This window comes from Novosphingobium sp., assembly GCF_039595395.1.
GTDB lineage: Bacteria > Pseudomonadota > Alphaproteobacteria > Sphingomonadales > Sphingomonadaceae > Novosphingobium.
The window spans coordinates 3,992,519-4,007,163 of the sequence record NZ_JBCNLP010000001.1; the positions used below are offsets into that span (position 1 = coordinate 3,992,519).

The window sequence follows — 14,645 nt, forward strand, 5'->3', positions numbered from 1 at the left end:
CCCTATTGGTCGCTGCGCGCTTCCTGCTGAACCGTGGTGCCATTGCCCGCCACCTGCGCGGCCTGCAGCCTTGTGGTCAGATCGTGTTCCATCTTGCTGGCGGCCTGCTTCGCCTCATCCGAGCGCTGCTGATAGCGCTCGTCGAAGCTCTTCTCACGCTGACAGCCTGCCAACAGCAGCAGCATGGCGCCCAACACGATCCTTCCGCCCATCAGTAACGCTTCCTGTAACGGGCCGTGACGCCCGTGCCGCCGAAGGCCCCGGCCTGGCTGATGACCGACAGCGCCTTGGTCAGCGCCACTTCCAGCTGGGTGGCGGTATAGCCGCGCGTGTCGGTGATCACCTCGATGTAGATGTTGTTGGTGATGTATTTGCCCGCCGCCACGGCGGTCTCGCGGCCCGTGTTGGCATCGGCGCCCAGCACGCGCAAACGGCTGATGCCGGTGGCCGACTGCAGCGTGCCCAGCGGGTTGAGCCCGCCCTTGCCGCCGCGCAACGTGTTGAGCGAGGAGGCCAACTGCACCGCCTGCAGCGCCGAGAGGCTGCCCACCGGTCCGCCGAACAGCACGCGGGCCATCAGCTCGTCCTGAGGCAGGCTGGGGGTGGAGGTGAAGGCGATCGTCGGATTGGTCGCGGTGCCGGTGACGTTGATCGTCATGTCGACATCCGAGATCGTGCTGGTGGCGGTGATCTTCAGCGTCGGATCGGTCATGTCGCCGCCGCTGAAGGTGATGATGCTGTCGCTGTCGAGATCGAAGGAATGGCCCGCGAAGGACAGCGTGCCGCGCACCACCTTGATCGTGCCGTTGATGAGCGGCGCGCCGGTGGTGCCGCCGACATGCATATCGGCCTCCCATTCGGAATCGAGCCCCATGCCGGTGACATAGATCTGGTTGTCGGCGCGCACGCGGATATCCAGCTTCCAGTTGGCGGGCACGCTGCTGATCGGCTCGGGCGCACCGGTGATGCGCGTCGGGCCATTGACGGGCTTGCGGCGCACACCGGTCAGGGTCGGCACATTGGCCGAGCCCTCGCGCACGATGCGGTAATGCGTTTCGGGCAGGTCGATGGTGCCGCTGATCGTCGCGGGCTGGTTGGGCCCGTTGACGATCTGGAGGCTGCCGCTGGCCCGCGCCGCCAGATCCTGACCGCTGGCGAGCTGGGCATCCTTCATGTCGATGCCGAGCTGGATGGGATAGCCCTCCGCCGCGCTCAGGGAGACGAAGCCGCTGGCGCTGATCGTGCCCTTGGCCGCTTTCGCGGTCAGGCTTTCGACCTGCAGGCGATCGTTGGCGAAGCGGCCGCTCAGCGCGATGTTGGTCAGCCTGGTGCCATAGGAGGAGTTCTCATAGGTCAGATTGTTGGCGCGCACGAGGCCGGTCAATTGCGGCGCCTTCACCGTGCCGTGGAAATCGGCGGCGATGCCGATGGGCCCCTTCAGGCTCTGATCCGACAGCGCCGCCAGCGAGGCCAGCACATCGGCGGGCCCATTATAACGGATGCCGCCCGACAAGGGCGCCGCCATCAGGCGCGTCGACCAGCTTCCGGCTTCGGCGGGCAGCGGCGCAAGGTTGAGCTGGAACTGGCCGATCGAGGTCCCACCCCGGCGCAGCAGCGCCTGGGCATGGCCGCCAGTGTCCGCAAGCTGGCCGCCCATGGTGATGTCCACCGACTCCGAGACGGTCGCCAGCGTGGTGCGGGTGAAGCCGGTGATCTGCATGCGCACATCAGCCTGCGGGAAGGCGGTGGCGGAGGCCTGCGTGTAATCCAGACTGCCCGAGGCCTTGCCCCCCACGCCCAGCCCCGGCGAGAAGGCATTGACCAGCGCCAGATCGACACCGTTCAACCGGCTGTGCAGCGCCATGCCGTTGCCATAATGGCCCTCAAGCTGGAGCGTGCCATTGCTGACCTGCAACGTGGCGGGGCGCAGCGTGTAGGTGCCCTTGTCCGGCACGATCTGCAGCGGCGCGCGGCTGGCGATGTCCACACCATTGACCTTGCCCTGCAAGGCCACCCGCCACAGTTGCGGCGCCAGAGCGGCATTGGCGGCCAGATGGAAGGGATATTTGCTGCGCCCCTCCACCAGCATCTTCGCCTGACCGGCCCCGGCGTGATAATCCACATTGGCCCGCGCGATGGCGATGTAAAGGTCGCCCATCCGCGTGCCCGAGAGCTGCACATCGCCCTTGATCTGCGGCTGGTCGGTCATCAGCACATCGGCGTTGACGAGGGCGCGCTCCACCGTCAGCCCGGCCTTGCCCGGCAGGCTGGTGTTGGCGGCTGCCAGCGCCACCACGGCGCGCTGCTTGCCACCCTGCGCCGACAGATCGATATGCCCCGCCACGCCCGAGCCATTGGCCTGCACCGTGCCCGCGAAGGGCCCGGCAGGCTGCTGCACGATATGGCCGGTAAAGCCGATGCCGGAGAAGGCGGTGCCGGGGCGCAGGTCGATGGCCAGTTGCTTGCCCGTGGCGACGGCGACATTGGCGGCGATGGCGCCGTAATCGCTGTTGGCCTTGGCGGTGACCAGATAGGTGCCGTTCTGCCCCCGCACATCGGCGACCAGATCGGCCAGCCCCATGCCCACCCCCGGCTTTGCAGCCACGAGATGGAGCACGGGGCTGGCCACGGTGCCGCTGGCGGTGACACCGATGGGGCCATATGTGTCCGAGGAGGCGTTGGCGGCAAAGGTGATGCGGCCCTTGTCATCGTAGCGTCCGTGGCCGCCGACCATACGGAATTCAGGCGCGGCGACGTTCAGCTTATCAATGGTGGCCACGCCATTGCTGTCATAGCCGACATCGGCCTGGATCAGCGCATTGCCGCCCAGGAAATTCTGCAAGCCATCGTTGAGCAGCCGCGTCGAGCGCGCCGCGACATGGCCGCCCAGCTTGAAATAGCCATTGGCGCCGGTCTTCAGGCCAATGTCCGACTGCAGGTTGAAGATGCCCACGCTCTCGACCTTGTAGTCGTTCACGCGGCCATTGAGCGTGCCGGTGTAGAGCGCCTTGTTCATATCGGCGATGATGACGGCCTTGGCGTCGATCCTGCTCGATTGCAGATGGATGTTGTCCGAGAGCAACCGGCCCTTGGCATAGGCAAAGTCACCGCTGAAACGCACATTGGTCAGCAGCGGCGCCACGCTGGCGCTGACGCCCGTGATCGCGGCGGCATGGCCATTGACCGGAATGCGCCACTGGTCCTTGTCCATCTTGGCGCTGCCCGAGACCGACAGGCCATCGATCCGCGTGGCGCCAAAGCCGATCCAGCCAGCTTCCAGACCATAGCTCAGGCTGGGCGCCACAAAGGCGCCATTGACCACGGCATGGGCGGCGATCCGGTCCCCGGCCAGATTCTTGGCGATCACCTTGGGCTGCATCAGCTGGAAGCCCAGCTTCATGTCGGAGAGGGTGTTGTTGCCCATATCCATCGCGCCATCGGCCTGAGCACCGAAATTGGTGTTGCCCACTTTGGCGTGCAGATCCATCTTCCGCTGGTCGAAGGCGGCGGTCACATCCAACTGCGTCTGCGGCTGGAACAGCGCTGCGGCAGGGCCGCTCAGCAGGATGGCGGGGCGCAGCGGCCCATGCACATCGAAGGTGCCCTTGCGCGCCTTGATCGAGACATCGGCCAGCGTGTCACTGCCGATGGTCTGGGCCAGATGGCCGTCCCAGGCGTTCCAGTCGCCCTTGCCCGCCAGCGTCAAGCTGACCGGCTTGCCCATGCCGCTGAGCGAATCCACCACGCCATGCACCGGGGCCTGCACGCGCAGGTCCATCGCCAGCCGGTTGTTCTGAGGCATGGCATCGATCACGGCATGGATGCTGTCGCCCCCGGCCACGCCCGGCGCGGCGATGGCATTGGCGTCCGCGGTAAGCTGCAAACGGCGGTCGGCGATATGCACCGCGCCCTTGAAGCCCACGATATGGCGCTGGCCGCTGACCGCCTTGTCGATCTCCAGACGGCCCAGCATCACGCGGTCCATATCGATGTTCAGATCGGGCAACAGGGGCGCATTGCTGGGGGGCGTCGGCTTGAAGGCCGGGGTGCGGGTGAGGAAGGCCTGCGGGATCGTCAGATCGTGAATGGCCAGATGCTTGTGGAGATACTCGAAGGGCCGATAATCGACCGACACGTTCGGCGCGCTCAGGAACACGCCCTTGGGATCGCCGATGGTCAGATCGACCAGTTGCATGCGGTTGAAGATCGAACCGTCGATCCGCCCGACATGGATGGTCATCCCGTTTTCGAATTTCAGCGCCGACACCTGCTTGGCCACAAAGCCGCGCCCGCTCTCGGTGCCCAGCCACAGCAGCACGCCGCCCACCAGCAACGCCAACACGACCACCAGACCCAGCAGGCCAATGGCAATGCGCTTGCCCCAGGACGGGCGGTGAACAGGGGTGGCCTCGGGGGCGTCGATATGCGTTTCCTCGGCCATCAGAACGCCTGCCCGATCGAGACATAGACCGCAATGCGCGATTCCCCGACCTCACGATGGATCGGCGTGGCGATGTCGAAGCGCAGCGGCCCGAAATTGGTGTAAAGCCGCGCGCCGATGCCCGCGCCCAGCCGGAAGTTGGTGAAGGAGGGCAAGGTGCTGGTGTAGACCTGACCGCCATCGACAAAGGCCACCAGACCGTAATTGCCGAAACGGTAACGGATTTCCGTGCCCGTCTCGATCTGGCTGAGGCCGCCGATGGGATTGCCGTTGGGGTCCTTGGGCCCCAGTTCCTGATAGCCGAAGCCCCGCACCGATCCCCCGCCGCCCGAATAGAGCCGCCGCGAGGGCGCCAGTGATTCGCGCGATACGCCCTGGATGCTGGCGATCTTGGCGCGCCCGGCCAGCACCAGATTCTTGCCGAGCGGCCAATAGCCCGTCGCCTCGAAGGAGTCGCGGGCATAGACCTGCCCGCCCGTGCCCAGCGAGGTTTCCGGCGAGATCGTCACCGACAGCTTGTAACCCTTGGTGGGATCGAGCAGCGAGTTCGAGCGGTCGTAGGTCACCTGCCCCGGCAGGGCCAGCACATAGAAGGTGCGGCGGCGGTAATCGGAGACCGTGAAATCATAGTCCTTTTCGTTGGTGCCCACCACCTCGAAGCCATAGGAATAGGTCCAGCGCTTCTGCCACAGCGGCGTGCTGGCATAGGACATGCGGCCATAGAGCTTGCCGGTATAGGCCTCATAGGCGTTGACGTTGGAGTGATCGGCACCGATCCCCAGCTCGAAGGTGCGGTCTCGCTGACCGGCATTGGCGCGGCGGAAGGTGCCGGACAGGCCCTGCTCATTGGTGCCCAGCGTGGCGGTGCCGATCAGCGCGCCCTCAGGCGGGAACATGTTGGCATGGGTCCAGCTTCCGGTGGCCTTGATCCCCTCGCCCGTGGCATAGCCCAACTGCGCGGCCAGCGAGCGCGGCGGCCCGGCCTGCTCCTTGACCAGCAGATTGGCATATTCGGTGTCCTCGCCCGAGGCTGTGCCGGTCTGCTGCGGCTCGACCGTCACCACCGAATAGAGGTTGGTGGCCACCAGCGCCTTGCGCAGATCGTCGACCTTGCGGCTGTCGTAGAGTTCACCCTTCTTGAAACGGGCGATGGTGGCGACATGCCTGGGCTTGAAGACGCGCTTCTTGCCCTCCATCACGATATCGCCGAATTTGCTGCGCGGCCCCGGCGTGACGGGCAGCGTATAATCGCCGGTGCGGGCGGCGGCATCGAGCAGAACGTCGCGCTGGCCCACCTTCACGAAGGGATAGCCATTCTCCGGCAGGGTGACGCCAATCCCGGCCTCAGCCGAGAGGATGCGATCGGCGACGATGGGCTCGCCGCTTTTGGGCACGAAGGATTTGGTGATGAGGTCCGAGGGCGTGACCGGCGGCGCATCGAACTTGATCGCGCCCAGAGCATAGCGCGGCCCCGGCGCCACATCGAGCACCACGGTGATCTTGCCCGGCTCCTGAGCAGCCTGCTTGCCCTGCTCATCCTTCGCGGTTTGTGGCGTTTCGATGCTGCCATGCACGCTGGCGTCGAAAAAGCCCTGAGAGGACAGCACATCGGCCAGCGTCTTCTGGTCCTGCTGCATGCGGGCCGAGATCATCGCGGCATTGGCGGCATTGCCCTTGCCCTCCTTCAGCGCGGAGACGGCGGAGAACTGGCTGCGGATCGCATTGCCGTCGATGGGCGAGACCGGGTTGCGGTCGGCAATCTTGTCGACCCCGGTGACCTTCCAATCATAGTGCAGGTCGGTCTCGGGCTTGTCCTTCACATCGGCGGCGGTGACGTAAGGTTCGGTGTTGAAGCTGTCGAGCGGCGTGAGGGGCCTCGCCAGATCGGGATCGGGCGCCGGCAGCGGCGCCAGCGTGCCATCCTGAGCGGTGGTGGCCGTTGGCGGCGTGGCCGGAGCCTTGGCCGCGGGCGTTTGCTGCTGTTTGGCCCAATCCTGCACCGTGCCCATGGGGGCATCGGGATTGTCGCTGATCGGCGGCAGGGCGGCGTCGAAATCCTTGTCGGGCAGGATCGGCGTGGTGGGAATGGGGTTGGACTGGGCCGCCCCCGCCTGCCCGGCATCTTGCGCGGCTGGCGCGTTCTGCGCGGGAGGCGTCGCGTTCTGCGCGGGAGGCGTCTGGGCCAGAACAGGGGTGGCAAGGCAGGTCGCCAGCACCAGCAGGCTGGCTGTCACCAAGGCGGATTGTTCGACGGGCGTCTTTCGGCCACCCCTTCGAAACCCCTGAAACAAAACGCTTACCCCCCAACTGCGTCAAAGGCCTTCCGATCGCCGCAATCGAAGGCCAACGCAAGGTGTTACGCTTGGCTCAGGGGAATGTTCCTTGTCATTTCTTGTAAAATGCGACGGAAAATCAGGCCTTTTCGGCGAGCCGCCAACGCAGCGTCTCTCCGGCATGGAAAGGCACCAGCGCCAGAGCGCCCTCGCCCAGACTGTCAGGCACCGGGGTGTCGACACGCTCCAGAGTCACCATGCCCTCATTGAGCGGCAGGCCGTAGAAGCGGGGCCCATGCAGCGAGGCGAAGCCTTCCAGACGGTCCAGCACGCCCTCGTCCTCGAAGACCTGCGCATAGCTTTCCAGCGCATAAGGCGCGTTGAAAATGCCCGCGCAACCGCAGGCGGTTTCCTTGCGACCGATGGCATGGGGCGCGCTGTCGGTGCCCAGAAAGAACTTGGGCGAGCCCGAGACCGCCGCCGCGCGAACCGCCAGCCGGTGCTGCTCGCGCTTGGCGACGGGCAGGCAATAGGCATGCGGGCGAATGCCGCCGTCGAAGATGGCGTTGCGGTTGATGATGATATGCTGCGGCGTGATCGTGGCCGCGATGTTCGGCCCGGCGGCGTTGACGAAATCGACCGCCTCGCTGGTGGTGATATGCTCCAGCACGATCTTGAGATCGGGGTAATCGGCCACCAGCGGGGTGAGGATGGTCTCGATAAACACCGCCTCGCGGTCGAAGATATCGACGTGGCGATCGGTGACCTCGCCATGGATCAGCAGGGGCATGCCGATGCGCTGCATGGTTTCCAGCACGCCGGTCATCTTGCGGATGTCTGTGACGCCATGCGCGGAATTGGTGGTGGCATGGGCCGGATACAGCTTGCAGGCGGCAAAGGCGCCGCTGGTGTAGCCGCGCTCGATCTCCGCCGGATCGATGCTGTCGGTGAGGTAGCAGACCATCAGCGGGGTGAAATCCGTGCCCTGCGGCAAAGCATCCAGAATGCGCTGGCGATAGGCATTGGCCGCCTCCACCGTGCTGACCGGCGGGGTCAGGTTGGGCATCACGATGGCGCGGGCGAACTGGCGGGCGGTGTAATGCGCCACGGTCTTCAGCATATCGCCATCGCGCAGGTGAAGATGCCAGTCGTCGGGGCGGCGGATCGTGAGGGTCTGGGTCATGAAGGTGCCTTTAACGCTGCGCATAGGCCCTCGCAATAGGGCGAGGGTTTGCCTACATCGCCTGTCATGATTCTGCCTCCCGAACGCCTCTCCCGCTTTGCCCGCCATATCATCCTGCCCGAGGTGGGCGGCGCCGGACAATTGGCGCTGGCTCAGGCCCATGTGGTGCTGGTGGGCTGCGGCGGGATCGGATCGCCCGCGCTGCAATATCTGGCGGCGGCGGGCATCGGCCGGTTCACCCTGATCGACGACGATGTGGTGGAAGACAGCAACCTCCAGCGCCAGACGATCTTCTCAACCGCCGATCTGGGCCAATCCAAGGCGCAGGCGGCGGCTGAGTGGGTGAAACGCTTTGACCCGGCGCTGTCGGTAACGGTGCATGAACAGCGCATCGCCGAGGCCAACGCCGCCGCCCTGATCGGCCAGCCCACGCTGGTGCTGGACGGCTGCGACAATTTCGCTACCCGCCTTGCGGTGTCGGATGCCTGCGTGGCTCTGGGCGTGCCGCTGACCAGCGCGGCAGTGGGGCGCTTTCAGGGGCAGATCGCCAATTTCGCCGGGCATCTGCCGGGCCAGCCCTGCTATCGCTGCTATGTTGGCGATGCCTTTGATGCTCAGGACTGCGACACCTGCGCGGCGGATGGCGTGCTGGGGGCTTTCGTGGGCATGGTCGGCACCTTTGCGGCGATGCATGCCATCCGGGTGGTGCTGGCGCAGGCAGGCGTGGGCGCCGGGTTCGACGGCGCCGGTCTGGGCGATCCGCAATGGGGCAAGTTGATGCTGTTGGACGGGCTGGCGCCCTCGCTGCGACCGATCAATCTGGTGAAGGACCCGGTGTGCAAGGGGTGTTCAGCGTAGGAAAAGAAGATGCGAGGGGGTTACCCCCTCGCGCTCCCATGACGTCTTCCGGCGAGACGGCAGCGGCACCGAAATCTTGCGCCCCATCTCTCCACCAGCGCAACCAAAGGCGCGACAAGCTGAGCGCAAAGTCGAACCCTGTGCGCAACGTAGACATGAACGGGAGCGCGAGGGTTATGACCCTCGCATTATTCTTTTAAAACCTCTTCCACCCACTGGGGCACCACCTCCCCCGCGCTGCCCAGCCGCGTCTCATGAAACCATGCCGAGCCCGCCGAACGCTCCAGATTAAGCTCCAGACACTGCGCGCCCACCTCGCGCGCCGCCCTCACAAACCCCGCCGCCGGATAGACCGCGCCCGAGGTGCCGATCGACACGAACAAATCGCAATCGCGCAGAGCCTCATAGATATCCTCCATGCGATAGGGCATCTCGCCGAACCACACGATATCCGGGCGCAAGGAAGCCTTGCCGCAGGACGGGCAGGCAGGCCGCTCGATCAAGGTCTCCACCCAGGGATGCCGCGCATCGCAGGCCCCGCACCATGCGCTGTTGAGCGCGCCATGCATATGGATCAGCGCCTCGCTGCCCGCCCGCTCATGCAGATCGTCGACATTCTGGGTGACGAGCAGAAAGCCACCGTCCCACTCCCGCTCCAACCGCGCCAAAGCCAGATGCGCCGCATTGGGCTGCGCCGCCAGAGCCCCCGCCCGCCGCGCATCATAGAAGCGCTGCACCAGATCGGGATTGGCGGCAAAACCCTCCGGCGTGGCGACATCCTCGATGCGGTGATCCTCCCACAGGCCGTCGCTGGCGCGGAAGGTGCGGATGCCGCTCTCGGCGCTGATGCCCGCGCCGGTGAGGATGACGATGTTGCGGATGCTGCTCATGGCCCCGGTGTGCCTCAGCCACGCCGCCTTGCCAACCACGCCCACGCGGGCCATGACGCATTCCGCATTTTCGAAGAGGAGCATCCCATGGCAAACATCGGCATCATCGGCAGCGAAGGCCGCATGGGCAAAGCCATCGCTGAAGCGATCCAGATCAGCCACGCCGATGCCCACACCGTCGCAGGCGCCGTGGATCGCGATGGCGATGTGGAGGCGCTGGCCGCCGCCGCCGACGTGCTGATCGATTTCTCCTCCCCCGCCGCGCTGGAGGCCAGCCTCGATGCCGCCGTTGCCGCGGGCAAGCCCATCCTGATCGGCACCACCGGCCTTGAAGAACGCCACCACTGGCTGATCGATCAGGCCTCCGAGAAGATCGCCGTGCTGCAGACCGGCAACACCTCGCTGGGCGTCAACATGCTGGCCTGGCTGGTCGAGGAAGCCGCCCGCCGCCTGGGCGAGGACTGGGATATCGAGATCGTCGAGACCCACCACCGCATGAAGGTCGATGCCCCCTCCGGCACCGCGCTGCTGCTGGGCGACGCCGCCGCGCGCGGGCGCCAGATCCGTCTGGAAGACCACGCCGTGCGCGGGCGCGATGGCATCACCGGCAAGCGCGAGGCGGGCACCATCGGTTTCGCTTCCCTGCGCGGGGGCAGCGTGGCGGGCGACCACACGGTGCATTTCCTGGCCGACAATGAACGGCTCTCCTTCTCCCATCTGGCCGAGAATCGCGGGATTTTCGCGCGAGGGGCTTTGAAAGGCGCGCTGTGGCTGATCGGGCAGAAGCCGGGGCGGTATGGGATGAAGGAAGTTCTGGGGCTTTAAGAAGGAAGGTAGATGCGAGGGGGTTACCCCCTCGCGCTCCCATGACGTCTTCCGACGCACGGGCGGCGGCTTCCCATCGTAGCGCCTAGGCTCTCCACCTGCGCAACGCAGAGCGCCGCAGGCAGGTCAGCCTTGAACCACGCTGTCGATGTTTATGCCTGCGACACTATCGTGCCGAGCACTTCGGCATAGTCAGCATACCACGTAGACATTAAAGGGAGCGCGAGGGTGTAACACCCTCGCATTTCTCTTTTCCCTTCTGGAAACCCACGCCAGACCATGAAAAAAGCCGACATCTTCGAATTCTTCCGCCGCCTGGCCGAGGTCAACCCCGACCCGCAGACCGAGCTTGAATTCGGCAACACCTATCAGCTTCTGGTGGCCGTCACCCTGTCGGCTCAGGCGACGGATGTGGGCGTCAACAAGGCCACCCGCGCCCTGTTCGAGATCGTGAAGACCCCTCAGGACATGCTCGATCTGGGGCTCGACGGGCTGAAGGATCACATCAAGACCATCGGCCTGTTCAACACCAAGGCCGCCAATGTGATGGCCATGGCCCAGATCCTGGTCGACAAGCACGGCGGCGAGGTCCCCGTCGACCGCGATGCTCTGGTCGAGCTGCCCGGCGTGGGGCGCAAGACGGCCAATGTCGTGCTGAACTGCGCCTTCGGCATGGAGACCTTCGCGGTCGACACGCATATCTTCCGTGTGGGGAACCGCACGGGGCTGGCGAAGGGCAAGACGCCCGAAGCCGTCGAGAAGCAGTTGGAAAAGCATGTGCCCGGCCCGTTCCGCGTGGGGGCGCATCACTGGCTGATCCTGCATGGGCGCTATATCTGCAAGGCGCGGACGCCGGAGTGCTGGCGGTGTCCTGAGGTGGATTTGTGCGCCTTCAAGGATAAGGTTTTGCAGAAGAAGAAGTGAAGATGCGAGGGTCATAACCCTCGCGCTCCCTTTAATGTCTACGTCGCGCCACGGGTTCGACCAAAGAGCCAAGGCTGCCGCGCCGCAGGCTTTAAACGAGAAAAAGGCGCCGAGGGCATTCCTGCCTGCGGCGCCTTTTCGTTGTGCAGGTGGAGAGCCTAAGCGCTCCATCACCCCCTACCCTGCCCTATCGTCGGGAGACGTAACGGGGGTGCAGGGGGTGTAACACCCCCTGCTTTCACCCTGCCTTACTGATTGGGATCGATATTCAACCCATGCAGCCCATGCTCCGCCGTATCGTGCGGCGTGGGAGCATGCTCCGCCTCAGGGTCCAGCAAAGGCTGCAGCATGCCTTCGGTCTTGGTCACGATGGCGGTCGCCACCGCATTCCCCAGCACCGACGTCGCGCTGCGGCCCATGTCGAGGAAGGTGTCCACCGCCAGCAGCAAGGCAATGCCCTCGACCGGCAGGTGGAACTGGTTGAGCGTCGCGGCGATCACCACCAGCGAGGCGCGCGGCACGCCGGCGATGCCCTTGGACGAGACCATCAGCGTCAGCAGCATCAGCAACTGCGTGCTGATCGGCAGGTGGATGCCGTAAGCCTGCGCGATAAAGATCGAGGCGAAGCTGGCATACATCATCGAACCGGTGAGGTTGAAGGCATAGCCCAGCGGCAGCACGAAGCCCGAAACGCGGCGCGGCACGCCGAAGCGGTCGAGCTGCTCGAACATCTTGGGCAGGCTGGCTTCCGAGGAGGCCGTCGAGAAGGAGATCAGGACGGGCTCGCGGATGTAGCGGAACAGGGTGAAGGCGCGCTTGCCCAGGAACAGCGCGCCCGCGCCCAGCGTCAGCAGGCAGAGCAGGACCAAGCCACCGTAGAACTCGGTGACCAGCACGCCATAGGTGGCAAGGATGCCCAGCCCCTTCACGCCGACGATCGCCGCCATCGCGCCGAACACCGCCAGCGGCGAGACCGACATCACATAGCCGGTGATCTGCAGCATCAGCGTCACCACCGCATCGGCGAAATCGACGATGATGCGGCCCTTCTCGCCAATCGCCGAAAGCCCCACGCCCGCAAAGACCGAGAACACCAGAAGCTGCAGCACATTGTTCTGCGCCATGGCGTCGAGCGCGCTGGTCGGGAAAATTTCGATGATGAAGTGGCGGAAGGTGAGCTGGCTGGTGGCCAGATCGCCAAGGCCCGTGGCCGGGCTCAGCGCCAGACCGGCGCCGGGCTGGAACAGATTGACCAGCACCATACCAAGCAGCAGCGACACCAGGCTGGAGCTGACGAACCAGATCAGCGCCTTGCCGCCGATGCGGCCCAGCGCGGTCGAATCGCCCATGCCCGCGATGCCGGTAACGATGGTCGCCATGATCAGCGGCGCGATGATCATCTTGATCAGCCGCAGGAACACGTCAGGCAGCAGCTTGAGCAGATCGGCGATCGTCGCCAGAGCCGGGTCCTTGGCGTCGAACGCCTGATGCAGACCGTAGCCCACCACAATACCGGCCACCAGGGCAATCAGAATGAAATAGGTCAGCCGTTTTGCCATGGTTCCCCGCATGCGCCCTTTTCGTTTTCGGGCGTCTATGAATGTATCAATGTGTCCTGCTACCAAGGCCAGTGGAAAGCGGCAATGGCGGCAAAGGACGTATGCCCCGTGGGGGTGAGGTGTGGCAGAGGCCCGCCGCCTTTGCGAGGATAGAAGATATAAAAAGAGAAAATGCGAGGGGGGAGTCTTTGCTGGTCGCATTCCTCAAGAGGAATGCTCCGGGCCCTCGCGCTCCCAGAACGTCTTCCGGCGATAGGGCGGTGGCGCCCGGTCGTCGTGCGGGAACTCTCCACCTGCGCAGCAGAAAGGCGCCGCAGGCAGGAAGACCCAGCGCCCTCTCTATCATTGGAGCCCTGCGGCGCGGCAAGCTGGGCGCAAGGCCGAACCCTTAGCGCCCACGCAGACATTAAAGGGAGCGCGAGGGCGATGGCCCTCGCATCTTATCCTTCAATCCTTCTTCAAGGCCGCAACCGTAATCCGCGCAAAAATCCGCTCCAGCGCCTCAAGGTCGGCGATGGCGACGGCTTCATCCCGCTTGTGCATCGTGGCGTTGCAGAGACCGAACTCGATCACCGGGCAGAGCGATTTCAGGAACCGCGCATCCGATGTGCCCCCACTGGTCGAAATCTCCGGCTCCACGCCCGTTTCGGCCTTGATCGCTTCGACCACCAGCGCCGAGAACTCCCCCGGTGGCGTCAGGAAGGCTTCGCCGGAGATCACCGGGCGCGTGGTGCCGCCGTGGCGGGCGGCGACTTCCGTCACCCAATCGGCCAGCGACTGGCCGGTGTGCAGATCGTTGAAGCGGATCGACACGCGGGCCGAGGCCTTGGGCGGGATCACATTGGTGGCGGGATTGCCGCAGGAGACATCGGTGATTTCGAGGTTCGATGCCTGAAACCAGTCGGTGCCCTCGTCCAGCACATGGCCCTTCAGTTCGGCCAGCAGCGCGACCAGCTTGGTCAGCGGATTGTCGGCCAGATGGGGATAGGCGACATGGCCCTGCACGCCCGCCACCTCGATCCAGACGTTGACGCTGCCCCGGCGCCCCACCTTGAGCATATCGCCCAGGCGATGGACCGAGGTCGGCTCGCCCACGAGGCACAGGTCGGGGCGCTCTCCGGCGGCGTTCATATGGTCGATCAGGGCCAGCGTGCCATAGGTGGCGGGGCCTTCCTCATCGCCGGTGATGATCAGGCTGACGGTGCCCGCCTCGGCCGGGACATGGTGCATCGCCGCCACGAAAGCCGCGATCGAGCCTTTCATATCGACCGCGCCGCGTCCGTAAAGTAGCTCGCCCCGGCGCTGGGGCGCGAAGGGGCCGCTGGTCCAACCCTCGCCGGGCGGGACGACATCGACATGGCCCGCATAGGAGAAGTGGCGGCTGCCCTCGGGGCCCTTGCGGATGGCGAAAAGGTTCTCGACAGGGCCGTCGGGCGCCTCGCCGGTGATGAAGCGCTGCACGTCGAAGCCGAGCGGGCGCAGGGCCTCTTCCAGACAGTCGAAGACCATGCCCGCGGCGGGGGTAACACTGGGGCAGGCGATCAGCGCCTCGGCAAGGGCGACCACATCGGGGGAGACCTTGGGGGTGGATGTCTGGAGGGTATCAGTCATGATCCATCCTTAAAGCATCGCGCGAAAAAGTGGGAACCGGTTTTTCGCAAAAGCGATGCGGCAACAGGCGAATCAAAAGCG

At 65.2% G+C, this 14,645-nt stretch carries 10 protein-coding genes; 3 read left to right on the plus strand and 7 right to left on the minus strand.

Annotated elements, in window-relative coordinates; genetic code table 11:
* Positions 1-2: 2 nt before the first annotated feature.
* The 4 genes from ABDW49_RS18215 to pyrC all read right to left on the minus strand — a co-directional run bounded on the left by ABDW49_RS18215 (position 3) and on the right by pyrC (position 7,897).
* A complete protein-coding gene (locus tag ABDW49_RS18215) occupies positions 3-212 on the minus strand; it encodes a hypothetical protein (protein WP_343613688.1) in 210 nt (69 codons plus the stop codon).
* On the minus strand, positions 212-4,441 hold the full coding sequence (locus ABDW49_RS18220; protein WP_343613689.1) for a translocation/assembly module TamB domain-containing protein: 4,230 nt from the start codon (positions 4,439-4,441) through the stop codon (positions 212-214). The genes ABDW49_RS18215 and ABDW49_RS18220 overlap by 1 nt, the downstream gene beginning before the upstream one ends.
* Complete coding sequence (locus ABDW49_RS18225; RefSeq protein WP_343614374.1) at positions 4,441-6,675, minus strand: BamA/TamA family outer membrane protein; 2,235 nt, start codon at positions 6,673-6,675, stop codon at positions 4,441-4,443. The genes ABDW49_RS18220 and ABDW49_RS18225 overlap by 1 nt, the downstream gene beginning before the upstream one ends.
* 178 nt (positions 6,676-6,853) lie before the next feature.
* Entirely contained in the window at positions 6,854-7,897 is a 1,044-nt protein-coding gene (gene pyrC, locus ABDW49_RS18230; protein ID WP_343613690.1) for a dihydroorotase, read from the minus strand.
* 66 nt (positions 7,898-7,963) lie between these two features.
* Here pyrC and ABDW49_RS18235 point away from each other — a divergent pair, with 66 nt between their 5' ends.
* A complete protein-coding gene (locus ABDW49_RS18235) occupies positions 7,964-8,755 on the plus strand; it encodes a HesA/MoeB/ThiF family protein (RefSeq protein WP_343613691.1) in 792 nt (263 codons plus the stop codon).
* Positions 8,756-8,943: 188 nt separating this feature from the next.
* Here the strand turns inward: ABDW49_RS18235 and ABDW49_RS18240 are convergent, their stop codons facing one another.
* Positions 8,944-9,645: an NAD-dependent deacylase gene (locus ABDW49_RS18240; protein ID WP_343614376.1), complete on the minus strand. Its 702-nt coding sequence runs from the start codon at positions 9,643-9,645 to the stop codon at positions 8,944-8,946.
* Positions 9,646-9,732: 87 nt separating this feature from the next.
* Between ABDW49_RS18240 and dapB the strand changes: the two genes are divergently transcribed.
* Both dapB and nth read left to right on the plus strand, forming a co-directional pair.
* A complete protein-coding gene (dapB, locus tag ABDW49_RS18245; RefSeq protein ID WP_343613692.1) occupies positions 9,733-10,470 on the plus strand; it encodes a 4-hydroxy-tetrahydrodipicolinate reductase in 738 nt (245 codons plus the stop codon).
* Positions 10,471-10,749: 279 nt separating this feature from the next.
* Complete coding sequence (gene nth, locus ABDW49_RS18250; protein ID WP_343613693.1) at positions 10,750-11,394, plus strand: endonuclease III; 645 nt, start codon at positions 10,750-10,752, stop codon at positions 11,392-11,394.
* A 248-nt stretch (positions 11,395-11,642) separates the two neighbouring features.
* Here nth and ABDW49_RS18255 read toward each other — a convergent pair whose 3' ends face one another.
* Positions 11,643-12,953 carry a dicarboxylate/amino acid:cation symporter gene (locus tag ABDW49_RS18255; protein ID WP_343613695.1) on the minus strand — a complete coding sequence of 437 codons (1,311 nt, stop codon included), beginning with the start codon at positions 12,951-12,953 and terminating at the stop codon, positions 11,643-11,645.
* A 447-nt stretch (positions 12,954-13,400) separates the two neighbouring features.
* Positions 13,401-14,564, minus strand: coding sequence for a succinyl-diaminopimelate desuccinylase (dapE, locus tag ABDW49_RS18260; RefSeq protein WP_343613697.1), 1,164 nt, complete (start codon positions 14,562-14,564; stop codon positions 13,401-13,403).
* Between the last annotated feature and the right edge of the window lie 81 nt (positions 14,565-14,645).